Raw genomic sequence first — 24,666 nt, 5'->3', positions numbered from 1 at the left:
CCGGGACCCATAACCCCAGGGAGGAGTTTGGCGAAGATTGGTCGTTCGGGATTAGCACCACGCGCGATCGATATATTCCGCGGTATGGGTCCCGGCGTTCGCCGGGACGACACCGGTGGGTGTTGCTACACCGTCGCCGCCACGCCCTCCGACACCGGCCGGAAATTCGCAAAGTCCCAGCCGCGGCCCGGTGCTGCTTCGAGCAAGGCCCGCGTGTAGGCCTCCTGTGGATGCGTCAGCACTTCCGCCGCTGGTCCCTGTTCGACGACGCGGCCGTGCTGCATCACCACGACCTCGTCGCAGATTTGGGCTGCGACGCGCAGATCGTGGGTGATGAACAGGATGGCGATGCCGAGTCGCTTCTGGATCTCGTCGAGCAGTTCCAGCACCTGTGCCTGCACGGAGACGTCGAGCGCGGAGACCGCTTCGTCCGCGACCAGCACATCGGGATCGAGCGCGAGCGCCCGCGCAATGGCGATGCGCTGGCGCTGGCCGCCGGAGAACTGGTGCGGATAGCGCGAGACGGCGTCGGCCGGCAGGCCGACCAGCTCGAGCAGCTCGCGCGCCCGCTTCATCGCATCGGCATGCGAGGTGCCGTAGTTGATCGGGCCTTCCGCGATGCTCTCGCCGACCGTGACGCGCGGATTGAGCGAGCGGTAGGGATCCTGGAACACGATCTGGATCTTCTGCCGGTGCGGCTGCAGCAGACGGCGCGAGATGTCCGAGATCTCGCGGCCGGCCAGCCGCACGCCGCCGGAGGTCGGATCGATCAGGCGGACGATACAGCGCGCAACCGTCGACTTGCCCGAGCCGCTTTCGCCGACGATGCCGAGCGTGCGGCCCTTGCGCAGCGTCAGCGTCACCTTGTCGGCGGCAACGACCTCGCGGCCTTTGCCGAAGAACGCGCGCTCCTTGTAGACCTTGCTGAGCTCGTTGGCTTCCAGCACCACCGGTTCCTTGGTCTCGGGCCGTGCCGCGCGCGGCACCAGGCTCGGCACCGCAGAGAGCAGGTTGCGGGTGTATTCCATCGTGGGATTGCGCAGCACGGTGTCGAGCGGGCCGGTTTCAACCAGACGACCCTGCCGCATCACTGCGACGCGGTCGGCGATCTCGGCGACCACGCCCATGTCGTGGGTAATGAACAGCACGGCGGTGCCATGATCGCGCTGGAGGTCGCGGATCAGGGTCAAAATCTGCTTCTGCGTGGTGACGTCGAGCGCGGTGGTCGGCTCGTCGGCAATCAGCAGCTTCGGTTCCAGCACCAGTGCCATCGCGATCATGATGCGCTGACGCTGGCCGCCGGAAAGGCGGTGCGGGTAGGAGGCGAAGATGCGCTCGACCTGGGGCAGGCGCACCTGCTCCATCATGTCGAGAATGCGCTTCTTGCGCGCCCTGGCATCGAGATCGGTGTGGGCGCGCAAGACTTCGTCGATCTGGCGGCCGACAGGGACGACCGGATTGAGCGCGGTCATCGGCTCCTGGAAAATCATCGCCATCTGCGTTGCGCGCAGCTGGCGCAGGCGGCGGTCGGTCGCGGTGAGGATCTCCTCGCCGACGAGCTTCACACTGCCGCTGGTCGGAACCAGCGTGCCCTTCGGCAGCAGGCCCATCGTGGTGAGCGAGGTCACCGACTTGCCCGAGCCGCTTTCGCCGACGAGACAGAGCGTCTCGCCCTGGTGGACCTGGATCGAGATGCCGTCGATGATCTTTGGTCCGCCCGGCTTCTTGCCGACGGAGACGACGAGGTTGTTGATGTCGAGAACCGGGTTGGTCATCACTTGATCGGTCATCACTTGCCCTCCCGCTGCTTCATGCGGGGATCGAGCGCGTCGCGGGCGGCGTCGCCGATCAGATTGATGCTGAGGATGGCGATCGAGAGCAGCAGGCCCGGCCAGAAGATCAGCGTCGGCTTGAGCTGAAAATACTGGCGGCCCTCGGCCATGATGTTGCCCCAGGTCGGCGTCTCCGGCGAAATGCCGGCGCCGAGGAAGGAGAGGATGGCCTCGGTGAGGATCGCGGAGGCGCAGACATAGGTGCCCTGGACGATCAGCGGTGCGATCGTGTTCGGCATCAGATGCCGCCACATGATTTTTGGTAGCGACGAGCCGACCGAGATCGCGGCTTCGACATAGGGTTCTTCGCGGGCGGACAGCACGACCGAGCGCACCAGGCGTGCCACGCGCGGAATTTCCGGGATGGTGATCGCGACCATCACGGTCCAGATGCTGGCGCCGGACAGCGACACCACGGCGATCGCGAGCAAAATGCTCGGCATCGCCATCAGGCCGTCCATGACGCGCATCAGCACGGAATCGACCAGCTTGAAGAAGCCGGAGACGAGGCCGATCGCAAGCCCGATGACCACGGCCAGGATCGCAGAGCCGATGCCGATCAGGAGCGAGATGCGGCCGCCATAGATGACGCGCGACAATAGGTCGCGACCATAGGCGTCGGTGCCGAGCAGGAACTGCGCCGAGGAGGGCTTGAGCCGCAGTGACGGCGCAAGCTGGATTGGATCATGCGGCGCAATCAGCGGCGCCATGATCGAGATCAGCACGATCAGTGCGAGCAACACCGTCGCCGTGGCGATGATCGGTGTCGAGGTGAGGAAGCCGAAACGCGGCCGCAGCGGCGACGTGATCGGAATGGACGACTGGGGAAGGGTATCGACTGACATCTTTGGTGTTGTCCTTGCCTCAGTACCGGATCCGGGGATCGAGCAGCGTGTAGGCGACGTCGATCAGGAGATTGACGACGACGTAGATCAGCGAGGTCAGCAGGATCATCGCCTGGATCACCGGATAGTCGCGCGCCAGCACCGCATCGACGGTGAGACGGCCGATGCCGGGGATGTTGAACACGCTCTCGGTGACGACGACGCCGGAGATCAGGAGCGCAAAGCCGGTGCCGATCACGGTGATCACGGGCACGGCGGCGTTGCGCAGCGCATGCCGCATCATCACCGCGACCTCGTTGATGCCCTTGGCGCGTGCCGTTCGCACGTAATCTTCGCCGAGCACATCGAGCATCGCCGCGCGCGTCATGCGCGCGATCAGCGCGATGTAGATGAAGGAGAGCGCGCAGGTCGGCAGGATGATGCGCTCGAAGAATTGGCCGAAGCCGCCCGAGATGCTCTTGAAGCCTTGCACCGGCACCCAGCGCAGGTCGATCGCAAACACCTCGATCAGGACATAGCCGACCACGAACACCGGCACCGAGAAGCCGAGCACGGAGAGGCCCATCACGAAACGGTCGATCCAGGTGCCGTGCTTCCAGGCCGCGATAACGCCCAAGGGCACGGCGACGACGACGGCGAGGATGATGGTCGACAGCGCGATCGAGATCGACGGCTCGACGCGCTGGCCGATCATCTTCATGACCGGCAAATTGGAGATCAGCGACGTGCCGAGATCGCCGTGCAGCAGCTTGCCGACCCAGGTGATGAACTGCACGATCAGGGGTTCGTTGAGGCCCAGCGATTCGCGGATGCGCTCGAGCCGCTCCGGCGTCGCATTGTCGCCGGCGAGGATCGCGGCCGGGTCGCCGGGAGTCAGCCGCAGCAGCAGGAACACGAACAGCGCCACGACACCCATCACGGGCACCGCAGCCAGAACGCGGCGAATGAGATAACCTAGCATGCACCTATCTCCGGCTGCGGAACTTGTGGGGTCTTGAGGCCCCCATGGATTCGATCGTGTCTATCATGCGCGCCTGTCGCTCGGGCTGGAAAAGCCGGCCGGAGACCCCCCTCTTGGGGCAAATTGTGTGCCAAGGGCAGGGCGGTCGCAAGGGGCCGCCCCGCATCGATATGCAACCACTCAGGATGCACGGCGCATCTCGCGCTCAACCCCAAGTTCTCCCCGACGTGATGGGGCGTTCGGCGGTGCATTGAGCCCGCGCCAGCCGTCGATGGTTCCGGCAATCATCTGCGCGGTCGCGGCCGACATTTCCAGCCGAGATGGCCGTGGCCGGTGTTGAAGAACACGCCGGGCATCCGGCCCGCGCGCACCACCGGCATCATGTTCGGCATCATCGGCCGGAGCCCGGCCCACGGAATAATGCGAGACGTCTCGACCGCCGGAAAATTGCTGCGCACCCAGTCGACCAGCGGTTGCACGCGGTCGGCGCGGATGTCGCGGTTGAAGTCGTTGAACTCGGCCGTGCCGGCCACACGAAAACGATCGGCGCCGAGCCGGCTGGTGACGATCTTGGCGGCCTCGTCGAGCAGGCTGACGGTCGGCGTCGCGTTGCGGCTTTCGGCGGTGTCGAGCTGCACAGTGATCGAATAGCCCTTCACCGGATAGACGTTCACGCGCTCGTCGAGGAGTGCTGCGAAGTGACGGCTGGCCACGCCAGCGCAGACCACGACGCCATCGACCTTCAGCATGCCGCGCGCGGAGGCGAGGGCGTCGCTTGCGGCGAGATCAGCCCAGCCGATCACGAAGCTTGCGCCAGCACGGGCGATCGAATCGATATTCGCCTCATGGATGAACGTCGCGCCGCGACGTTTGCAGGCGTCTGCAAGGCCGCGCGTGAACTTGTGGATGTCGCCGGTCGCATCCGACGGCGTGTAGAAGCCGCCGTAATAATCCTTGCGCAGCGTCGGCTCGATCGTGCGGATTTCCTCTGCCGTCACCGGACGGCGATCGAGCCCACCTTCCTGCAGCAGCGCATTGACGCGCAGCCCGGACTCAAAACCCTTCTTGTCGTGATAGATGTGGAGGATGCCGCGGCGTTCGAGATCGAAGTCGATGCCTTCGCGCGTCGCGATCTCGAACAGATACTTGCGGGCTTCGATCGCGAGCCGCGTGGTCAGAATCGTGTTGGCGCGGTAGTTGCCGATGTTGGCGACGAACTCGCTCATCCACGAATATTTGTGCCAGTTCGGCCGCGGGTTCATCAGCAGCGGCGCATCGCGCCGGAACATCCAGCGCAAGCCCTTCAGGATCGTCGCGGTGCTGTTCCACACTTCGGCATTGCTGGCGGAGAGCTGTCCGCCATTGGCAAACGAGGTCTCCATCGCGGCGTAGCGATGCTTGTCGAGCACCGTCACTTTGTAGCCGCGTTCGAGCAGGGCATAGGCAGTCGTTACGCCGGTGATGCCGGCGCCGATGATGGCGATATGGGTCATGATAGGTTCGGGGCTCCCGTGAGTTAGAGTCGGCTAACCGCCGGCCCGAAAGCCGTAGGCGGCGCCCCATCTGTCACGGTTACCTGAGAGCTTGATCCGACAGAGACCTCGCGAGGTCTTCGTGGACTATCCCCTTCGGTGGACGTCACGATTTTCAAATCGTGCCGTCTCTCTCCAGATCGTCCTGACGATACAGTCCTTTTGCCTGAGAGTTTCCGGGGCGGTTGCTCCGTCGGCGCCGCAACGAAAGCTGGTGGCTCTCGTTGCGATCTCTCCCGCATCGTCGCGTGGACCATCGAGCAGTACGATGCGCCTCATTTTTAGACAAGGCTAAATTTCACCCGCGACTGCCAACGCATTGTGCAGTGCGAAGTTGATTCAATTACTCCAGCGTTGCCAGTAGTCCCGCCATCAAGCGCCCGCGTTCGACCAGGCTCTCGACCTCGATGAACTCCTCGAGCGTGTGGCCGTTGCCACCGCGCACGCCGAGGCCGTCGAGAGTCGGGATGCCCATCGCGCCGGTAAAGTTGCCGTCGGATCCGCCGCCGGAACTCGCATGCGGCAATTCCGCGCCGAGAGATTTGGCGATGCCGCGCGCCTTTTCATACAAAGCCATGGTGCCGGCATCCGGCTCCCACACCGGGCGTGTCACGCCGCGCGTCACCTTGAAGGTCACGTCATTCGCAGTGCCCGATAGTGCCAGCATCCGCTCGACGCCGCGGTCGAGATCGGCCTGCCGCTTGGCCATGGAGAGCGCTTCGCCGGTGGCGGTGGTCGCAACGCAATTGACCCATTGTCCGCCGTGCACGACGCCGACCGAGAAGGTGCAGTCGTCGGTGGTCATCGCGTCAATTGCGAGAATCTGCCGCGCCATCTCGCGGATGGCCGAGCGTCCCGCCGACAATGTCGCGCCGGCATGGCTCGGTCGCCCCGTCGCCTCAAGATTGAATCGCGCGATGGCGTAACGTCCGGTGGTGACGCCGTTGTCGGCGCGGCCGGGCTCGGGCACCAGCACATATTTGCTGCGCGCGGCTTCCGCCTCGATGATGTCGCGCGTCGACGGCGTGCCGACTTCCTCGTCCGGCGTGAACAGGATGGTGATCGGCAAGGGCGTGGTGAAGGACGCGCGCGCCAGCTGCCGGATCGCTTCCAGCGAGAGATAGTTGCCGCCCTTCATGTCGTAGATGCCGGGGCCGTAGCACTTGTTGCCCTCGCGGCGCCATTTCAGTTTCTCGATGGTGCCGACCGGGTGGACGGTATCCATGTGCCCGGCGATCAGAATGCCCGGCTCGCCCTGCTTCGGATGCGGGAAGCGCGCGCGGATGATGCCGCCGAAGCCCTGACGGCCGCCGATGCGCTCGATGGTCGCACCCATGATCGCCATATCCCGCGCTGCGATATCGAGCATGCGGTTGACCGCGCCTGCGTCCCAGGTCGGGCTCTCGCATTCCACCCAGGTGCGCAGGCCCTCGAGCATTGTCTCGGAATCGAAGGGAAGATTGGCTGGATTCATCTTAATGTCTCTCAAGCTTCGAAAGATGGAATGCGCATTGCATCAGCGCAGGCAGGACAAGCGGGGAGAGTTGTAGAGCCAAACCGATCGTTGTGGAGCCCGTACATGCGCCGCAAGGGCTTGCACCGAAAGCGGATTGACGCGCTCAACACTGTCTGCAAGTCTCGAAAAGATAAAGGCATTGCATGAGGTTAGTTCGCCTAAGGAACGAACCGAATGCTCAACCAATAACCTGCCTTTGACCAGTTTCACGTCAGGAGAAACTTTTATGTTGAGCTTGATGCGCCGGGGGCGACGCGCGTTCGCCTCCACACTTGCGCTGTCGGTCGTCGCGCTCTCCACGGCGATGGCCTCGCCGGTGTTTGCGGCCGGCAAGACCATCACCGCGGTGATGCATTCGGATCTGCGCATCATCGATCCGATCTTCACCACCGCCTACATCACGCGTGACCATGGCTACATGGTCTACGACACGCTGATCACGACGGATGCGAACTTCAAGATCCAGCCGCAGATGGCGGACTGGAAAATCTCCGACGACAAGCTCACCTACACCTTCACGCTGCGCGACGGCCTGAAGTGGCACGACGGCGCGCCGGTGACGGCGGAAGACTGCGTCGCCTCGCTGAAGCGCTGGGCCGCCGTCGACGGCATGGGCCAGCAGATGATGACCTTCACGGCCAGCATCGAGGCGACCGACGCCAAGACCATCACGCTGAAGCTGAAGGAACCCTACGGCCTCGTGCTGGATTCGATCGGCAAGCCGTCCTCGCGTGTGCCCTTCATGATGCCGAAGCGCCTCGCCGAGACGCCGCCGGACAAGCAGATCCCCGAACAGATCGGCTCCGGTCCGTTCAAGTTCGTGCAGGGCGAATTCCAGCCCGGCGTGAAGGCGGTTTACATCAAGAACACCGACTACGTGCCGCGCAAGGAGCCGGCGAGCTGGACCGCCGGCGGCAAGGTGGTGAAGGTCGACCGCGTCGAATGGATCACCATGCCGGACTCGCAGACCGCGGTGAACGCGCTGCAGTCGGGCGACATCGACTTCATGGAAGTGCCGCCGTGGGATCTGTTGCCGGTGCTTGAAGCCAATGCCGACCTCAAGGTCGAGACGCTGAACAAGTTCGGCTACCAGACGCTCGGTCGCATGAACTTCCTCTTTCCGCCCTTCGACAATCCGAAGATCCGTCGTGCGGCCTTCCTGGCGATGAACCAGAAGGACGTGCTCGACGCGCTGGTCGGCAACCCGAAATACTACAAGATCTGCGGCGCCTTCTTCATCTGCGACACGCCGTTCGCGACCGATGTCGGCTCGGAGACGCTGGTCAAGGGCAACGGCATGGCGGAAGCCAAGAAGGCGCTCGCCGAGTCCGGCTATGACGGCACGCCTGTCGTGGTCATGGTGCCCGGCGACGTCGTCACGCTGAAGGCGCAGCCGACGGTTGCGGTGCAGCTGCTCCGCGAAGCCGGCTTCAAGGTCGATGCGCAGGCGACCGACTGGCAGACGGTGGTGAGCCGTCGCGCCAGCCAGAAGCCCCCGAAGGAGGGCGGCTGGAACATGTTCTTCACCAACTGGGTCAGCGCCGACGTGTCCAACCCGATCTCCAATCTCTCGATCGGCGGCCAGGGCAAGAAGGGCGGCTGGTTCGGCTGGGCGGAAGACGCCAAGATCGAGAAGCTCAAGGACGACTTCGTCCGCGCCGCCTCGATCGACGATCAGAAGAAGATCGCGACCGAGATCCAGAAGGAAGCCTATGACCAGGTGATCTACGTGCCGCTCGGCCAGTATCTGGCGCCGAGCGCATGGCGGAAGTCGCTCTCCGGCGTGCTCGACGGCCCGGCGACCCCCGTGTTCTGGAACATCGACAAGTCCGAGTAAGGCCAAGTCCAAGTAAGGCCAAGTCCAAGTAAGGGAAGGCGCGTTCGCGCGCCTTCCGTCCCGATCATCACGCGCCACCGCTGTCATCAGCGGCGCTGCTCGCCAGGAGACCTCGTCAGCAGAATTCGTCGCAGAACTCGTCAGGAGAACTTCAATGTTCCAACTCATGCGCCGGGGGCGTCGGGCGTTCGCCTCCACACTTGCGATGTCGGTCGTGGCGCTTTCGGCACTGGCCTCGCCAGTTCTTGCCGCAGGCAAGACCATTAGCGCCGTGATGCATTCGGATCTGCGCATCCTCGATCCGATCTTCACCAGCGCCTATATCGCGCGTGACCATGGCTACATGGTCTACGACACGCTGATCGCGACGGATTCGAATTTCAAGATCCAGCCGCAGATGGCGGACTGGACAATTTCCGACGACAAGCTGACCTACACCTTCACGCTGCGTGACGGTCTGAAGTGGCATGACGGTACAGCGGTCACCGCGGAAGATTGCGTTGCGTCCCTGAAGCGCTGGGCCGCTGTCGACGGCATGGGGCAGCAGCTGATGCTGTTCACCGCGAGCATCGAGGCGACCGATCCCAAGACTATCACGCTGAAGCTCAGGGAACCCTACGGCCTCGTGCTGGAATCGATCGGCAAGCCGTCCTCGCGGGTCGCTTTCATGATGCCGAAGCGTCTCGCCGAGACGCCGCCGGAGAAGCAGATCCCCGAGCAGATCGGCTCCGGGCCCTTCAAGTTCGTGCAGGCTGAATTCCAGCCTGGGGTGAAGTCGGTCTACGTCAAGAACACCGACTACGTGCCGCGCAAGGAGCCGGCGAGCTGGACCGCCGGCGGCAAGGTGGTGAAAGTCGATCGCGTCGAATGGATCACCATGCCGGACGCGCAGACAGCGTTGAACGCGCTGCAGTCGGGCGACATCGATTTCATGGAAAATCCCGCCTTCGAAATGTTGCCCACCATCGAAGCCGACAAGGAGCTCAAACTCGAGATCCTGAACAAGTTCGGATTCCAGACGGGCGCGCGGATGAATTTCCTCCATCCGCCATTCGACAACGTCAAGGTCCGCCGCGCAGCACTGCTGGCGGTCAACCAGAAGGACGTGCTCGACGCGCTGATCGGCAATCCGAAATACTACAAGACTTGCGCCGCGGTCTTCATCTGCGACACGCCGTTCGCGGCAGAGATCGGCGGTGAGACCCTCGCGAAGGGCGGCGACATTGCTGCGGCCAGGAAGGCGCTCGCCGAGTCCGGTTACGACGGGACCCCCGTCGTGCTCATGGCGCCGGGCGACGTGCTGACGCTGAAGGCTCAGCCGATCGTGGTGGCCCAGCAGCTGCGCGAAGCCGGCTTCAAGGTCGACCTGCAGGCGACCGACTGGCAGACGGTGGTGAGCCGGCGCGCCAGCCAGAAGCCCCCGAAGGAGGGCGGCTGGAACATGTTCATCACAAACTGGGTCAGCGCCGACGTGGTCAATCCGATCTCCAACGTGGCGGTCGGTGGCCAAGGCAAGAAGGGCGGCTGGTTCGGCTGGGCGGAGGACGCCAAGGTCGAGCAGCTCAAGGACGCCTTCGTTCGCGCGGCCTCGGCGGAGGATCAGAAGAAGATCGCGACCGAGATCCAGAAGGAGACCTACGACCAGGTGCTCTACGTCCCGCTCGGCCAGTATCAGGCGCCGAGCGCATGGCGGAAGTCGCTCTCCGGCGTGATCGACGGCCCGGCGACTCCGGTGTTCTGGAATATCGACAATTCCGAGTAGGACAAGTCTGAACAGGGGAAAGGTGCGTCCAGCACCTTTCGTCCCGATCATCACGCGGCGCCGCTGTCATCAGCGGCGCCGTTGTGTTGTGGCGATCCTGTGTCGGCGAAAGCCGGGGAGCTTTTAAGTCTTCCAGACTCCGATCATTGCTATTTGTTTCCGATCTGAAATAGATGGTTCGTCTTCGCTCATTGCTTTCCTCCCGCCGATTTGAATCACGTGCCGATCGATTTTGCACTCCAGGCGATGGCCGAACGGTCGGATCGCGCGCCGGCGCGCTGGCGGCGGCCGCTATTGCGCTGGCTCGATGGCGTGGAGGCCGGCTGGGCCGTGCCGCTTCTCATTGCGTGCTTCGTTGCGGTCTGGACGCTGTATCTGGCCATCGCCTATGCCGGCGGCGGCCTGCATCCCGATACGCTCGAGGCCTGGACGCTGGGACGGAATTTCGCCTTCGGCTATCACAAGCATCCGCCGCTGATGGGCTGGATCGCAGCCAGCTGGACCTCCGTCTTCCCGCTCAGCGACTGGTCGCTGCAGCTGATGGCGATGGTGAACGCGGGCCTCGCCCTGGTCTTCGTCGATTGCGTCGCGCGGCAATTCGTGTCCGGGCACAAGCGCATCCTGGTGCTGCTGCTCCTGATGCTGACGCCGGCCTATCAATTCCACGCCCAGCGCTTCAACGCCAATGCCGTGCTGCTCGCGCTCTGGCCGCTCGCCACATGGTGCTTTCTGCGCGCGTTCGAGACCAGGTCCGCCGTCTGGGCGGTTGCGCTTGGATGCAGCACGGCGCTCGCCATGGTCGGAAAATACTACTCGATCTTCCTGGTCACGAGCTTTGCATTCGCCGCGCTGGCGCATCCGGCGCGGCGCGCCTATTTCAGCTCCGCGTCGCCCTGGATTTCGGTCGTCACCGGGCTCGCGGTGCTGTCGCCGCACATTGACTGGCTCGCGACCACGGGGGCATCGACCTTCACCTACGCGCTGAACCACGCCAACGGCAATGCCGTCAGCTCGCTCGGTGACGTGAAGAACTTCCTGCTGGGACTCATGGCGGCCATCAGCGTCGCTGCCGTGCTCTGGGTGCTCATCGCGGGCACGCGCCTCAAGCAATTTCCGGCCGACTTCGCCGCGATGGGATCAGGTCTTCGGCTTCTCTTTTATGTGGCCATCGGCACTATCGCGCTGCCGGTCCTGACATCGCTCGCGATGGGCACGGATCTGCCGTCGCTATGGGCCTTGCAGGGATTGTTCCTGTTCGTCGTGCTGATCGTCTGCGGCGCCCGTTATCCCGTCGAACGGTTCTACACCGTCAATGTCACGGTCATTGTCGCCGGCGTTGCGCTTGTCGCCATCCTGGTCGCCGCACCAATCCATGCGGTCTATCGCAATAGCCACGGTTATGAAGAGGGACGGAACCTTTACGCGCAAGCAGCTAGCGAGCTCACCCGGCAATGGCGCGAGCTGACCGGCGAGCCGCTCAGTGCCGTCAGCGGCGACGATTCGCTCGCCTTCGCCACCGCCTTCTACAGTCCGGATCATCCGCATTATGCGCGGCCGTTCGAGCACCAGTACGATTGGGGTCTGCCGCGCCAAACCACGCTCGATCGCGGCTGGGCCGCGCTCTGTTTCCGTGGCCAGGATTATTGCGGCCGCTGGATGGAATGGGTCTCCGCGCGCGCCGGGAATTTTGTCAGGCGAGAATTTACCGTGCAGGCATCGCTATGGTGGCGGCCCGGTCTGACCCGGGACGTCATCGTACTGATGGTGCCGCCACGTTCGAAGCGCGACTCATCGCCCGAAAGCGCCTCACAGGATTTCAGCGCCAGCAAGCGCAGTCTGGAGTAGGGCGGTTCCTCAGCAGTGGCTGTCGCGCACCCGTTCAAGGCCTTCGCTTGCGAAGGGCGGGGCGACGGCGGGCCGCTTGACGCCGGCAGCCTTTCGCTGCGCCTCAGTCAGTTCCGACGCGTGATCGGTTTCGTTGCGTTTCGGTTCCATGAGGCGACCTCTCGAAAATGCTGCAGGACAACATCGAGGCGCCCGCGAAGTTCCTCACACGATGGGGCGATGATGCGGCTTGAACAGCCGTCCCTTCTCTACGACCAGAACGATCGCGAGCGCTGCGAGCGTCGACAGGAAGAATCCGATCGAGAACGGCAGCAGCGTGCCGTCAAAACTCTGGCCGATCGCCGTGCCGACCGCGATGCCGATCAGCGTCGTGATCGAGCCGTAGAGCGAGGAGGCGGTGCCGGCGATGTGGCCCTGCGGCTCCATCGCGAGCGCGGTGAAATTGGCGACCATCATGCCGAACGAGAACATCATCAAGGCGGACAGCACCATGAACAGCGGAAGCGGCAGCACACCGAGGATCTCGGTCAGCAGCATCACGCCGGCCACCGCCGTGTAGAGTGTCAGCGCGCCGTGCGAGATCACGCGCATGCCGAGCGTGCCGACAAATCTGGCGTTGAGGAAGCCGGCGACGGCTGTGCCGGCCGCGATCGCCGCAAAGGCGAGCGGGAAGTAGTGGCCGAGGTGGTAGATGCCGGTGAACACCTGCTGCGCCGAGAATACGTAGGCGAACAGCGCGCCCATGACGGCGCCGGCGGCCGTCGCATAGCCGATGGTCTGGCGGTTGGTGACGGTCTGGCGGAAGGCCGAGAGCACGTCGGCAGGCGCCAGCGATCTGCGTTCAGACTCGGGAAGGGTCTCAGGCAGTCGCAACACGCTCCATGCGAGCGCGAGCACGCCGTAGAGCATCAGCACGACGAAGATGCCGCGCCATTGCGTGACCAGCAGCACAGCCTGTCCGAACGAGGGCGCGATCACGGGCACGGCGATGAAGATCATCATGGCAAGCGACATCACACTCGCCATGCGGCGGCCGGCATAGCAGTCGCGCACGATCGAGGTCGCGATCACGCGCGTCGCGGAGGTGCCGAGGCCTTGCAGTGCACGGGCGAGCAGCAGCGTCTCGAACGAGGGTGCCGCGACCGCGAGCACGCTCGCGACCGCATAGACCGCCATGCCGCCGAGCAGCACAGGCCGGCGCCCGAACCGATCCGACAAGGGGCCCATGACGAACTGGCCGGCGCCGAAGCCGATCAGGAAGGTCGACAGCACGAGCTGGAGATGGTTGGCGTTGGGAATGCCGAAGGCCGCCCCGATATTGGGCAGCGCCGGCAGCATCATGTCCATCGCGAGCGGATTCAGCGCCATGATGGACGCGATCACGATAACGAATTCGGGAAAACCCATCGGACGGTGCCCGGAGGACACCCAGTCGTCGGCATTGACGTCGGACAAGCAGCTCACCTCTGATTTCAGAGGCCATATCTAATGCCCATGCTGCATCGCACAACCCATGTTTTGGGATGGCTGTCAGGCGGCGTGGCGGACGGACAACAAATGGTGAGAATGTCCCGGTCCCACGATCGCGCGCTCCGGTGGAAACCAGGGATTCACCATAAGGCCGTCGGCTTTGGTCGACGAGATGAAACGGAAACGCATCCTGTCCATTGTGGCCGCCGATTGCGCTGCGCTGGCGGCAGCGACGAGATTCTGTGCGAATAATAAGGTATCCGCTCGTGTCCGACATCACCGGTACTGCACAATGGTTGGGGCGGTCGGCCAGGATGCCTACGCGGCGCAACGCCTGGCTTGCCTGCCTGATCGCGCTGGTGTTCGGAAATCTCGCCAACTATGCCGCGCCCGATACGAATTACGGCTGGGACCTTCGCGTCAACTGCGCCGCGGTCGATGCGCATGTCGATGGGCTCGATCCGTACTACGTGAAAAATCTGAAGGGCACCAAGTTCTCTTATACCTATCTGCCGGCGACGCTGGACGCCTTTCGTCCGTTGTGCGCAGGCGGCTTTCTTGTCGGCCATCACCGCGGCGTCTTTCTCGCCATCGCCGTGCTCTGTAGCCTGTTGCTGCCCGGGATCGGCCGGACACGCAGTCTGCGTGACGTGGCGCTGAGGGGACTTTACGTGCTCGGCGCGTTCGTTGGTTTCGAATGGGTGCTGGCCTCGGGCAATTTCGCAATCCTGGGCGGCGGATTGACGGCCGCAGCGCTTGCCCTTCTGCTTCGCCCCGCGAAGCCCGATGATCGGCATGATGTCCCTCGTATTGCAGGGGCGGCACTGCTTGGCCTCGTCATGTCGTTCAAGCTGGTCTTCTTCCCGCTGCTGGCCGCACTCTATTTCCTGCCGCTGTCGCGGTGGCGGAAACTTGTTTTGATTGCGGTGGCGGGCCTCGGCTTCGTGCTGCCGATCCTGATCTCGGTCGTCTTCTATCCGGGCTTGTTCTCGAGCTGGTTGCTCGCGATCACGGGCGGGATCCCCGGTCAGCTTTCGGTCCAGATCGAGGAGCCCAATCCGTCGCTGCTGCTGTTGGCGCAGACCATCGTGGACCGCGTGGGGCTTGCCGACAGCAAACCGCTCGTGTTCGCCACTTACGCCCTGGCGGCGACCGCGTTCGTGCTCGCACCGCTCGGCTGGTCGCTGCTGCGCGCGATCCGCAACAACGAGGGATCGTTACTGGGACGCCTCGACCGCTGGCTGATTGATCATCCGCAGGCCGCGATGCGGATCACGGTGCTTGCGATGTACGGCCTCTATCTCTGCTCGCCGCGCCTGAAGGAATATGCGTTCTTCGAGCTCGCGGTCTACGGCGCCGTCCTGATCGTCGATCTTCCGGCCGCAGCCCTTGCCGCCGTGCTGACTATCGGCGTTGCCGTTCCGACGCTGGTCTCGATCACGGGGACTACGATCGAAGGTGGCTTTGTCCAACTCGCGGTCGCACTCGCCTGCTTCTGGATCCTGTTGCTCGATTTTCGAACCGAGCCGGAACGCCTCGAGCGGGGGGCCGTGCATCCATGACGAGTGTCGCCCCGTCCGGAACAGCACGATGGTCGGGACTGTCGGCCGACATGGTCGGCAAGCGCAACGCCTGGCTTGCCTGCCTGATCGCGTTGGTGGCCGTGCTGGTGTTCGGCAATCTCGCGCATGATGCTGCGCTCGATACGAATTACGGCTGGGACGTTCGCGCCAACTGCGCCGCCGTCGATGCGCATGTCGATGGGCTCGATCCGTACTACGTGAAAAATCTAAAGGGCACCAGGCTCTCTTATCCCTATCTGCCGGCGACGCTGGACGCCTTTCGTCCGCTGTGTGCGGGCGGCTTTCTTGTCGGCCATCACCGCGGCGTCTTTCTCGCCATCGCCGTGCTCTGCGGCCTGGTGCTGCCCGGGATCGGCCGGACACGCAGTCTGCGTGACGTGGCGCTGCGGGGACTTTACGTGCTCGGCGCGTTCGTTGGTTTCGAATGGGTGCTGGCCTCCGGCAATTTCGCGATCCTCGGCGGCGGATTGACGGCCGCAGCGCTTGCCCTTCTGCTTCGCCCCGCGAAGCCCGATGATCGGCATGATGTCCCTCGTATTGCAGGAGCGGCACTGCTTGGCCTCGTCATGTCGTTCAAGCTGGTGTTCTTCCCGCTGCTGGCCGCACTCTATCTCCTGCCGCTGTCGCGGCGGCGGAAACTTGTTTTGATTGCGGTGGCGGGTCTCGGCTTCGTGCTGCCGATCCTGATTTCGGTCGTCTTCTATCCGGGCTTGTTCTCGAGCTGGTTGCTCGCGATCTCGGGCGGGATCCCCGGTCAGCATTCGGTCCAGACCGAGCAAGCTAATCCGTCGCTGCTGCTGCTGGCGCAGACCATCGTGGACCGCGTGGGGCTTGCCGACAGCAAGCCGCTCGTGTTCGCCATTTACGCCCTGGCGGCGACTGCGTTCGTGCTCGCACCGCTCGGCTGGTCGCTGCTGCGCGCGATCCGCAACAACGGGGGATCATTGCCGGCGTGCCTCGACCGCTGGCTGATGGATCATCCGCAGGCCGCGATGCGGATCACGGTGCTTGCGATGTACGGCCTCTATCTCTGCTCGCCGCGCCTGAAGGAATATGCGTTCTTCGAGCTCGCAATCTACGGCGCCGTGCTGATCGTCGATCTTCCGGCCGCAGCCCTTGCCGCCGTGCTGACCATCGGCGTTGCCGTTCCGACGCTGGTCTCGAGCACGGGGATCACGATCGAAGGTGGCGTTGTCCAGGTCGCGGTCGCGATCGTCTGCTTCTGGATCATGCTGTGGGCGCAGTGGGCGTCGTCAGCGGAGGTGGTGCGGGCAGCCGGGGTCGAACCGGCACAGCGCTTGCGCACCGAGGGATTTTAAGTCCCTTGCGTCTACCAATTCCGCCATGCCCGCTTGATCCAAGGAGATCAAACACTTAAGTCCCGTCCAGCGGTCTGGAATTGGCGCTTGTTGCGCTGGACAGGCGGTTCTTCCTTAAGCGAGCCGGCGGCACAAGGCAAAGCCTCAATCCGGACATCTGGCCCTGCTTTAGGCATTCTCAATTCACGGGGGCTATTTTTCCGGCCATGCCTGCTTCGCTTTCCTTTTCCCTGCGCGCGTGCTGCGCGGTTGCCGCGCTGGTCGCGGCCGGCTTCGCGCTGTCCGGCTGCGCCGGCGTGAGCGAGACGATCGCTCCGGCCTTTGCCGATCCCGCCCAATACGAATTGTACGACTGCAAGCAGCTCGAGGGGCAGCGCAAGGCGCTCGCCGCCCGCACCGCCGAATTGCAGAAGCTGATGGACAAGGCGGAGACCGGGGCCGGCGGCACTGTGGTGTCCGAGCTTGCCTATCGCAACGATTACGTCGCGGTGCGCGGCTCGGCGCAATTGGCGGAAGATGCCTGGCGCCGCAACAAGTGCCGGGAGACGCCGCCCAATGCGCCGCCGGTGGCGGCCGCGCCACAGCGGCCGGACATCAAGCCCGCGCCGAAGCGCTAAGGCTCCCTTCGGCTTATTTTTAAGCATGACCTCCGCGCAAACGCGTTCCGCGTTTGTCGCGAGGGAAAACCGCTGCACACTTTTCCGGATCATGCTTTAGGGACGCCAGCCGTAGATCCAGTCCTGCCGCGCCAGCATGCGGTCCGGCCCAAGCGCGCGGATCGCGAGATCGCGCGCGAGCGCGAAGGGGCCGCCGAGATGATAGATCCGGCCTTGCTGCCGCGCGGTGCGCTGCACGTTCCTGACACGGGCCTGACGTGCCCGGCCATATTGCTTCAGCGCCGCCGCGACGCTGCTTGCGTCCTCCGCGGCCTCGACGCTCAAATGCCTGGCGAGCACGGCTGCATCCTCGATCGCCATGCCGGCGCCTTGGGCCGCGAACGGCAGCATCGCGTGCACGGCATCGCCGAGCAGCGCGACCGGTCCCTCGCTCCAGGGGCATCCGTCCGGCACGCCGAACAGCGCCCATTTGCGCCAGCTGTCGACGGCGGCGAGCATCATCCGCGCCGTCGGCGGCCAGCGTGGCGCGGCAAAGGCGTCCATCACCTCGAAGGGATCGCCGGGCGTGCTCCAGCCCGGCCTGTTCCAGGTGCCTGGCAGCACCGCCACCACGTTGAGCTGGCGGCCGCCCGCGATCGGGTAGGCGACGAGATGGGCGTTCGAGCCCATCCAGAGCTGCACCCGCCGCGCGGTGTACTCCTTGGGCAGCTGCGTGGCATCCAGCGTGCCGCGCCAGGCGATCAGCCCGGAGAAGCGCGGCTGCACCTCGGGAAACAGATGCTGGCGGACTGTCGACCAGATGCCGTCAGCGCCGATCAGGGCGCTGGCGAGATCGCTGCGGCGGATGGTTCCGCTGCGATGCACGACCGTCAGTCCCTTGGCATGGGGTGCGACGTCCTCGAATGTCGCGCCCAGCTTCAAGTCGATATCCGGATGATCGGCGACCGCGCCGGCGAGCGCGGACTGCAAATCGGCGCGATGCACCACCCAATAAGGGGCACCGGCGCGATTGGCGGCGGCCTCGCCGAGCGGCATCCGCAAAAGTTCGCCGCCGGCCCGTGCGCTCATGATCGAGACCGCTTCGGGTACGACAGCGCGCAGCTTCAGCCGTTCGGTCAGACCGAGCTCGACCAGCACGCGGCTGGCATTGGGGGAGAGTTGCAGGCCGGCGCCGATGTCCTCGAGCCGCTCGGCCTTTTCCAGCACGACGATGCGAAAACCGCGGGCGGCAAGCGCAAGCGCAGCCGTCAGTCCTCCGATTCCGGCACCGGCAATGACGATCGTTCGCGGGAGGGCCACCCTGACCGAGGGTGGCGGTCAGGCCACCTTGTCCTTCAGCACGCATTCCGGCGGACGGGCTTCGCCCGCCTTCAGGTCGGCCGCGAAGCGGTACAGCGTCGAGCAGTACGGGCAGATGATCTCGTTGTCGTTGCCAAGGTCCAGGAAGACGTGCGGATGATCGAACGGAGGGTTGGCGCCGACGCACATGAACTCTTGCGAGCCGATCTCGATGACGGGGACACCGGCATCGTTATGGAAGTGCGGGACGACATGGTCGGACATCGTAGTTCATCCTGGAGTGGCAATGGCGGCAGACACAATCAGCAGTGAAGCGGCACAATTTCAACGCCGCGGACCATACTGATGGGTTCAGGTGATTGCTAGCCCGACGGAACCGAAAGGTTCGCAATTGCCCCATGCTCATTTGCTCATGCAAATTCGACACAATCTTGCGGCCTGAGAGAAGCCCTTCTTTCGTCGGGGACGTTGTGTCGCAATTTTGGCATACTATGTCTGTGGGCGAGTACAATTGCGGCAAAAGACCACCCATCAGGCGCAACTGATCTTAGGCAAATGATCTTAGGAAGGTCCAGGCTTTCGGCATGAAGTGGCTGCGAATCAGCTCAGCGTTGACCGGGATTGCTGCATGCAGCTTTGTGCTCGCGCAGGTGGCGCCGCATGCCCGCGAGGCCGGCGCGATTCTCGCCGCGCAGGACGATCCGGCGGCTCTGTCCGAGCTCAAGCTCGATGCGGCTCTCGCGCATAACGACCGTCTGGTTCAGGACAATATCGAGGCCGCGCTTGCCGCGGGCGATGCCGATCTCGCCGACAGTTTCGTCGCGCTCGCGCGTGACCGCAATATCGCGCTGCCCGACGACCTCCTGAGCCGGGTCAGCGATGCCGTCAAAACCGAAAATTCCACCTCGCATTTCGCCAAGCGCTTTGCCACCGGGCTCGTCACCGGCAATGCCGACGATGTCGCGAGCCTGTCCGGCACCGTGGCCGGCGATCTCTTCGTGATCGGCGATATCAGGGACGCCGTCCGCGAGAGCAAGCATCTCGCCATGGGCGAGGACACCGATCGCCTCGTGCTCGGCCTTGCAACCGCGGGTCTCGCGGTGACGGCCGTGACCTATGTGTCGGCCGGCGGTGCCGCGCCGGTGCGCGCCGGGCTGACGCTGGTGAAGGATGCCCGCAAGGTCGGGCGGCTCGGCGAAGGTCTCGCCGCCTGGGCCGGCCGGTCGGCGCGCGAGATGGTCGACACGCCGATGCTGCAGAATGCGGTCGCCTCCGGCTCGGTGCTGCGGCCGGGTGAGACGGTGAGCGCGATCAAGGCCGCGTTCCGCGTCGAGAAGGCCGGTGCGCTGGTCCGGCTCGGCAAGGACGTCACGCGCGTGGCCGAGAAGACCGGCACGCGCGGCGCGATGGATACGCTGCGCATCGCCGAAGGGCCCAAGGATGTCGCGCGCGCGGCGCGGCTTGCGGAAGCGCAAGGCGGCAAGACACGCGCGATCATGAAGCTGCTCGGCCGCGGCGCGCTGCTGCTCATCGGCGGCGCGTTCGATCTGACGCTGTGGCTGCTCGGCGCGGCGTTGACGCTGTTCGGCCTGCTGTCCTCGATCAAGGCGACCACCGAGCGCCTGACGCAAGCCTGGTGCGATCGCAGACGGCGCCGTCGGCTCCGCCAGGCGCAATTAGCGGCCGACGCCGCACTGGCAAACACGGCCGTCACGGCCTAAGATCAATCTTCCCCCACAACATCGCGGAACTGATGATGCCGAGCTTTCACAACGGCGCTGTTGAAATTGCCTATCTCGACGAAGGCGAGGGCGATCCGATCATCCTGGTGCACGGCTTTGCCTCCAGCAAGAACGTGAACTGGGTCTACCCGACCTGGGTCTCGGAGCTGCGCAAGAACGGCCGCCGCGTCATTGCGCTGGACAATCGCGGCCATGGCGACAGCGCAAAGCTCTACGAGCCCGCGCAATATTCGATTCCGACCATGGCCGGCGACGTGCTCGCGCTGATGGACCATCTCGCGATCCCGCAGGCCGATATCATGGGCTATTCGATGGGCGGGCGGATGACGGCCTGGCTCGGCCTGAACGAGCCGCAGCGACTGCGCTCGGCGATCCTCGGCGGCATCGGCATCGGCGGCCTGATCGAGGGCACCGGGCCCGGCGAGAACGTGGCCAAAGCGCTGGAAGCGCCCTCGCTCGACGACGTCACCGATCCCGTCGGCCGCACCTTTCGTGCATTTGCAGACCAAACCCGCTCTGACCGCGTGGCGCTTGCCGCCTGCCTGCGCGGCACGCGCGATCTCATGACCAGGAACGAGGCGGCGCGCATCGACGTGCCCGTGCTGATCGCGGTCGGTAGCACCGATGATGTCGCGGGCTCGGCCAGCGCGCTCGGCGCGATCATCCCCGGCTCGGAGGTGCTCGATATTCCGGGCCGCGATCACATGCGCGCGGTCGGCGACAAGGTCTACAAGACCGGCGTGCTGGACTTTTTGTCACGCCGCAGTTGAGCTGTCGTCCTCCCGCTCGTCGTCGCCAAACAAGCGGAACAGCGCCATCAGCACCACGAAGGTCGCAACCCACACCATGCGCGCGCCGTAGCGGTCGTGTGGCCCTGAGATGATGCCGCAGATGAAGGCATTGCCGAGCAGGGCCAGCGTCATGGTCGCCGCCAGCAGCGTCAGATCGTCGAGCTTTCGATGGGCAAGCGCGCGTCCGAGCAGCACGAGCAGCCCCAGCATCGAGAGCAGCGCGACCGGCACGTGCAGCCAGTTGAGGTAGCTGAAATCGAGGCCCCATTGCTGCTGCCGCGCCTCGCGCATCGCGGCCACCTGCGTCGGGATGTAGCGTTCGATGATGCCGTAGGTATGGGGAATCCAGCCGCTGGTGCCTTCACCGGTCGCGACATGCAGCAATTGCTGCCCGATCGCGCGCAAGGCCGCCTCGGCCTGCCAGGCCGGATAGGCCGCGAGCGACTGCACGACGATGGTGCCCATCTCGTCGTTCATCCCCTCGAAGCGGCCGAGCGTGTTGAACATGCTGTGCCCCCACAGGAACTCGTCGGCGGTCGCCGGCAGCTCGTTGCGATAGGGACAGAGCTTGAAGTTTTCGCGCGGACAGCGGTCGTTGAGGAAACGCGTCACGATGCCGTCCTGCATCATGCGGCCGAAGGCCACGCCGGTGCCGCCGGGCGTCCAGGCCCATTTGCCCGAAAGCGCATGGTTGGCCGAGATCAGCATCAGGCCGCCCGCGACGATCGTCAGGCTCGCCTGCGCCAGTCCGGCGATCGGGAGACGACGCCCGAGCAACCGCCGCGCCATCCAGCCGGCGGCGCAAAGCCCGAGCAGCACGCCGAGCGTGGCGCTGTGGGTCGCGGCGGCAAAGGCCGTGAAGACGAACAGCGAGATCTTTTCGAGCACCGAAATCCGGCTTGCACCGATGATCAGCAGGAACAGCGACAGGATCGACAGCCCAGCAAAGATGTCGGTGAGCAGCATGCTGGCGAGCCAGGGCAGCGCCGTCGACAGGATCAGCAGCAGGCTGATCGCGACGAAGCGGAATGTCTGCATCAGACCGAGCACGCGCAGCGTCAGTTGCAGCAGCCACAGCGTCGCCAGCGACTGGACCGCGAGGTTGATCCAGAAGCCGAAATTCTCGCCATAATGCAGATAGAGGCCGAACACGGTGGAGCGGCTGGGGACGAGATAACCTTCGTACCAGCGCGCCAGATAGCCGCCGGTATCCCATTGCAACAGCGGATAGCCGTTCCAGAACGCGGGCGCGATCAGGAGGAGGGGCAGAGCCACCGCCGCCAGCCGCAGCCAAAAGGTATCCGCGGCGCGCGCGCGCAATTGTTCGGTGGTGATGCTCAAATCCGCTCCGTCCTCGTCCGGACCATGCCCGCAATAATGGTTGAGACGAAATTCACCAATAGTTTGACGCCGCCCGGCTTGAATTTGGCGCAACTCTGACCATTTTGAGCCGACCTTGACGCCTGGGGGCGTTCCTGGAAACTCTTGTGTTTCAACGCGTTGGTATGCTTTCGCAGGGCAAGGCGCTGTTCACTCTCAGGCAAGCCCGTCAGGACTTTGTCGCCTAGACTGTGCTATAGAGCCAGCCAAACGAGCCAATTCGAAAGAGCAGATCCCATGGCAGTGCATCAGGTCAATCCGGGAGGAAAGCTCGCAACGCTTGATCCGATCTGGGACCGGATCCGCGGCGAGGCGGAGGACATCGTCCATCGCGAGCCCGAGCTCGCGACCTTCATCTATTCGACGGTGCTGCACCACAGCCGCCTCGAAAATTCGGTGGTCCACCGCGTCGCCGACCGGCTCGACCACGCTGCGCTCTCGGGCGACCTGGTGCGCCAGACCTTTGACGAGGCGCTGCGCGACGACCCCGATCTCGGCAACGCCTTCCGCGCCGATCTCGTCGCCGTCTATGACCGCGATCCCGCGACCTCGCGCTTCATCGATCCCTTGCTCTACTTCAAGGGCTTTCACGCGCTCCAGACCCATCGCCTCGCGCACTGGCTCTATCTGAAGGGCCGAAAGGACTTTGCCTATTACCTCCAGAGCCGCGCCTCCGCGGTGTTCCAGACCGACATCAATCCCGCCGCGCGCATCGGCCGCGGCATCTTCCTCGACCATGCCACCGGCTTCGTCTGCGGCGAGACGGCTGTGATCGAGGACGACGTCTCGATCCTGCACGGCGTCACGCTCGGCGGCACCGGCAAGGAGAACGAGGACCGTCATCCCAAGATTCGCCACGGCGTGCTGATCGGCGCCGGCGCAAAGATCCTCGGCAACATCGAGATCGGCCATTGCGCGCGCATCGCGGCGGGGTCAGTCGTGGTCAAGCCGGTGCCGCACAACGTCACGGTCGCGGGCGTGCCCGCCAAGATCGTGGGCGAGGCCGGCTGTGCCGAGCCGTCGCGCACCATGGACCAGATGATCAACGCGATGGGGCTTTAGGCGCGCCAGTTAACGGCCGGATTTTCCGGCCCTTTTCGTCCCCAAATTCTTTGGCAATTCATGCTGGCGGTTGGCCGCGTCTCGTCCTAAAACCCGCCGACCAATTTTGATCGGAGACTTGCCGTGGACGTCAAAGAAGTCAGAAAGCTCGATGCGTATCTGAAGCGCGTATTCGGCAATCCCAAGATCCGCGTCGTGCCGCGGCCGAAGAAGGACGACTCCGCCGAGGTCTATATCGGCGAGGAGTTCATCGGCGTGCTCTTCGTCGACGACGAGGACGATGATCGCTCGTTCCAGTTCCAGATGGCGATCCTCGAGGACGATCTGGTCGATCAGGAATAGTTTTCGACGCCGTCATTGCGAGCGCAGCGTCCAGAGCTGACGCTGCGCTACGTCCGGGGGCGCGTCGATGATCGAGGCGCGCTCTCTCCACGCCGTCATTGCGAGCGAAGCGAAGCAATCCACAGATCTTTCCGCGGAGGGATGCTGGATTGCTTCGCTTCGCTCGCAATGACGAGGGTCAGCTCCGTGACCCGTGCAACCGCGTTGCGAGGCGTCACCACCGCGGGCAAAAAAATTAGCCCGGCGGTGGGGGAGGGCTCACGCCCAATGATGTCTGTAAGTAGATTGACAGGAAATGCGCTTCGGGCGGCGCAGATCCACTCAGCACATAGTGGTTTTTATCGTCGGGATCAGCGAAAGCAGCTTCAGGTCCGAATCTGAATCCCATGCAATCGATATGAAGGTGGAGCGTCGATTTAGCTTGCCTCAGCCAAATGGGATGGAATGTCTCTTTGAAGTGCGGTTCTGACAGCACAATGAGAATGTGCAAGGTGAGTTCATCGACAGAATATTCGCCGGCAGGCGAAACATTTACACGGATTTCATCGTCCGCGCCCTCATGGCACTCAAGCGTGATTTTCTTGATAGGCCCCAAAAAGTCGGAGTTTTTGAAAGCGAAGGTCTGCGAGTTTACCTCAGAGAATACAGCAGAGATCATTCGTCGCACGCGTGGGACTACTGGCTTTTCATCCTTGTAGCTGCGGAACGGCCATTCGATACCAGACCTAACTGAGAGTTCGGTGCTCTGGAGCAAGAGCATACAAGGTGAGGGCTCGAGCTCATATTTAAAGTCCCTTGGGCCTGTAAGCCGAATGCCCTCAGGGATCTTCTCTACTTTTTCTCGCACGATCAAACATTTGGAGGTCTGGCACTGTTCGCTTGACGCGTCCGATCACGCCGATGATCTCATCATGCCCCTGTTTTGCCCGAC

21 protein-coding genes, 1 tRNA gene, 1 pseudogene and 2 riboswitches are annotated in these 24,666 nt (G+C 64.0%); of the genes and pseudogenes, 9 read left to right on the top strand and 14 right to left on the bottom strand.

Annotated features, from left to right (window positions below; translation table 11 throughout):
- Positions 1–125 precede the first annotated feature (125 nt).
- The 5 genes and pseudogenes from FXB40_RS11705 to FXB40_RS11685 form a co-directional block, all read right to left on the bottom strand.
- Entirely contained in the window at positions 126–1,775 is a 1,650-nt protein-coding gene (locus FXB40_RS11705; protein WP_148772361.1) for an ABC transporter ATP-binding protein, read from the bottom strand.
- A gap of 14 nt (positions 1,776–1,789) precedes the next feature.
- Positions 1,790–2,677, bottom strand: a complete 888-nt coding sequence (locus tag FXB40_RS11700; protein ID WP_148772356.1) for an ABC transporter permease — start codon at positions 2,675–2,677, stop codon at positions 1,790–1,792.
- A 19-nt stretch (positions 2,678–2,696) separates the two neighbouring features.
- Positions 2,697–3,638, bottom strand: a complete 942-nt coding sequence (locus tag FXB40_RS11695) for an ABC transporter permease (protein WP_187436813.1) — start codon at positions 3,636–3,638, stop codon at positions 2,697–2,699.
- 180 nt (positions 3,639–3,818) lie between these two features.
- Positions 3,819–5,131 (bottom strand): annotated as a pseudogene (locus FXB40_RS11690) (D-amino acid dehydrogenase).
- A gap of 68 nt (positions 5,132–5,199) precedes the next feature.
- Positions 5,200–5,311, bottom strand: a riboswitch (glycine riboswitch).
- A gap of 3 nt (positions 5,312–5,314) precedes the next feature.
- Positions 5,315–5,419, bottom strand: a riboswitch (glycine riboswitch).
- Positions 5,420–5,513: 94 nt separating this feature from the next.
- Complete coding sequence (locus tag FXB40_RS11685; protein WP_148772355.1) at positions 5,514–6,644, bottom strand: M20/M25/M40 family metallo-hydrolase; 1,131 nt, start codon at positions 6,642–6,644, stop codon at positions 5,514–5,516.
- A gap of 268 nt (positions 6,645–6,912) precedes the next feature.
- On the opposite strand from FXB40_RS11685, the gene FXB40_RS11680 reads away from it, so the two are divergent.
- The 3 genes from FXB40_RS11680 (at position 6,913) to FXB40_RS11670 (ending at position 12,130) form a co-directional block, all read left to right on the top strand.
- Positions 6,913–8,523, top strand: coding sequence for an ABC transporter substrate-binding protein (locus FXB40_RS11680; RefSeq protein WP_148772354.1), 1,611 nt, complete (start codon positions 6,913–6,915; stop codon positions 8,521–8,523).
- 154 nt (positions 8,524–8,677) lie between these two features.
- Positions 8,678–10,285, top strand: a complete 1,608-nt coding sequence (locus FXB40_RS11675) for an ABC transporter substrate-binding protein (protein ID WP_148772353.1) — start codon at positions 8,678–8,680, stop codon at positions 10,283–10,285.
- A 246-nt stretch (positions 10,286–10,531) separates the two neighbouring features.
- Positions 10,532–12,130 carry a glycosyltransferase family 39 protein gene (locus tag FXB40_RS11670; protein WP_148772359.1) on the top strand — a complete coding sequence of 533 codons (1,599 nt, stop codon included), beginning with the start codon at positions 10,532–10,534 and terminating at the stop codon, positions 12,128–12,130.
- A 9-nt stretch (positions 12,131–12,139) separates the two neighbouring features.
- Here FXB40_RS11670 and FXB40_RS47815 read toward each other — a convergent pair whose 3' ends face one another.
- Positions 12,140–12,280, bottom strand: a complete 141-nt coding sequence (locus tag FXB40_RS47815; protein ID WP_187436812.1) for a hypothetical protein — start codon at positions 12,278–12,280, stop codon at positions 12,140–12,142.
- Positions 12,281–12,334: 54 nt separating this feature from the next.
- Positions 12,335–13,585 carry a multidrug effflux MFS transporter gene (locus FXB40_RS11665; RefSeq protein WP_148772352.1) on the bottom strand — a complete coding sequence of 417 codons (1,251 nt, stop codon included), beginning with the start codon at positions 13,583–13,585 and terminating at the stop codon, positions 12,335–12,337.
- A gap of 329 nt (positions 13,586–13,914) precedes the next feature.
- On the opposite strand from FXB40_RS11665, the gene FXB40_RS11660 reads away from it, so the two are divergent.
- Positions 13,915–15,162, top strand: a complete 1,248-nt coding sequence (locus FXB40_RS11660) for a hypothetical protein (RefSeq protein WP_148772351.1) — start codon at positions 13,915–13,917, stop codon at positions 15,160–15,162.
- Positions 15,163–15,389: 227 nt separating this feature from the next.
- On the opposite strand, the gene FXB40_RS47810 is transcribed toward FXB40_RS11660, so the two are convergent.
- The 3 genes from FXB40_RS47810 to FXB40_RS11650 form a co-directional block, all read right to left on the bottom strand.
- Positions 15,390–15,962, bottom strand: a complete 573-nt coding sequence (locus FXB40_RS47810) for a hypothetical protein (protein ID WP_187436811.1) — start codon at positions 15,960–15,962, stop codon at positions 15,390–15,392.
- 296 nt (positions 15,963–16,258) lie between these two features.
- Complete coding sequence (locus tag FXB40_RS47805) at positions 16,259–16,489, bottom strand: hypothetical protein (protein ID WP_187436810.1); 231 nt, start codon at positions 16,487–16,489, stop codon at positions 16,259–16,261.
- Positions 16,447–16,535: transfer RNA gene (locus FXB40_RS11650), tRNA-Leu, on the bottom strand. Before FXB40_RS11650 ends, FXB40_RS47805 begins: the two co-directional genes overlap by 43 nt.
- Before the next feature lie 173 nt (positions 16,536–16,708).
- On the opposite strand from FXB40_RS11650, the gene FXB40_RS11645 reads away from it, so the two are divergent.
- Positions 16,709–17,119, top strand: a complete 411-nt coding sequence (locus tag FXB40_RS11645; protein WP_148772350.1) for a twin-arginine translocation pathway signal — start codon at positions 16,709–16,711, stop codon at positions 17,117–17,119.
- A gap of 96 nt (positions 17,120–17,215) precedes the next feature.
- Here FXB40_RS11645 and FXB40_RS11640 read toward each other — a convergent pair whose 3' ends face one another.
- Together FXB40_RS11640 and FXB40_RS11635 are read right to left on the bottom strand one after the other, a co-directional pair.
- Entirely contained in the window at positions 17,216–18,418 is a 1,203-nt protein-coding gene (locus FXB40_RS11640) for an FAD-dependent monooxygenase (RefSeq protein ID WP_148772349.1), read from the bottom strand.
- 18 nt (positions 18,419–18,436) lie between these two features.
- The gene (locus FXB40_RS11635; protein ID WP_007602543.1) at positions 18,437–18,682 is read right to left on the bottom strand and encodes a zinc-finger domain-containing protein; all 246 of its coding nucleotides are present in this window, start codon (positions 18,680–18,682) and stop codon (positions 18,437–18,439) included.
- Between the two features lie 320 nt (positions 18,683–19,002).
- On the opposite strand from FXB40_RS11635, the gene FXB40_RS11630 reads away from it, so the two are divergent.
- Positions 19,003–20,139: a hypothetical protein gene (locus FXB40_RS11630; RefSeq protein WP_148772348.1), complete on the top strand. Its 1,137-nt coding sequence runs from the start codon at positions 19,003–19,005 to the stop codon at positions 20,137–20,139.
- 35 nt (positions 20,140–20,174) lie between these two features.
- Positions 20,175–20,930, top strand: a complete 756-nt coding sequence (locus tag FXB40_RS11625; RefSeq protein ID WP_187436809.1) for an alpha/beta fold hydrolase — start codon at positions 20,175–20,177, stop codon at positions 20,928–20,930.
- Here FXB40_RS11625 and FXB40_RS11620 read toward each other — a convergent pair.
- Positions 20,916–22,292 (bottom strand): hypothetical protein, encoded by a 1,377-nt coding sequence (locus FXB40_RS11620; RefSeq protein ID WP_187436808.1) that lies wholly within the window; start codon positions 22,290–22,292, stop codon positions 20,916–20,918. The genes FXB40_RS11625 and FXB40_RS11620 overlap by 15 nt on opposite strands.
- Before the next feature lie 276 nt (positions 22,293–22,568).
- On the opposite strand from FXB40_RS11620, the gene cysE reads away from it, so the two are divergent.
- Both cysE and FXB40_RS11610 read left to right on the top strand, forming a co-directional pair.
- Entirely contained in the window at positions 22,569–23,393 is an 825-nt protein-coding gene (cysE, locus tag FXB40_RS11615) for a serine O-acetyltransferase (protein WP_148772346.1), read from the top strand.
- Positions 23,394–23,516: 123 nt separating this feature from the next.
- Positions 23,517–23,735, top strand: a complete 219-nt coding sequence (locus FXB40_RS11610) for a DUF3126 family protein (RefSeq protein ID WP_007602550.1) — start codon at positions 23,517–23,519, stop codon at positions 23,733–23,735.
- A gap of 235 nt (positions 23,736–23,970) precedes the next feature.
- Here the strand turns inward: FXB40_RS11610 and FXB40_RS11605 are convergent, their stop codons facing one another.
- On the bottom strand, positions 23,971–24,393 hold the full coding sequence (locus FXB40_RS11605; RefSeq protein WP_148772345.1) for a hypothetical protein: 423 nt from the start codon (positions 24,391–24,393) through the stop codon (positions 23,971–23,973).
- Between the last annotated feature and the right edge of the window lie 273 nt (positions 24,394–24,666).

It is taken from the genome of Bradyrhizobium rifense (assembly GCF_008123425.1).
GTDB lineage: Bacteria > Pseudomonadota > Alphaproteobacteria > Rhizobiales > Xanthobacteraceae > Bradyrhizobium > Bradyrhizobium rifense.
This window is presented reverse-complemented; position numbering and strand designations above follow the sequence as displayed.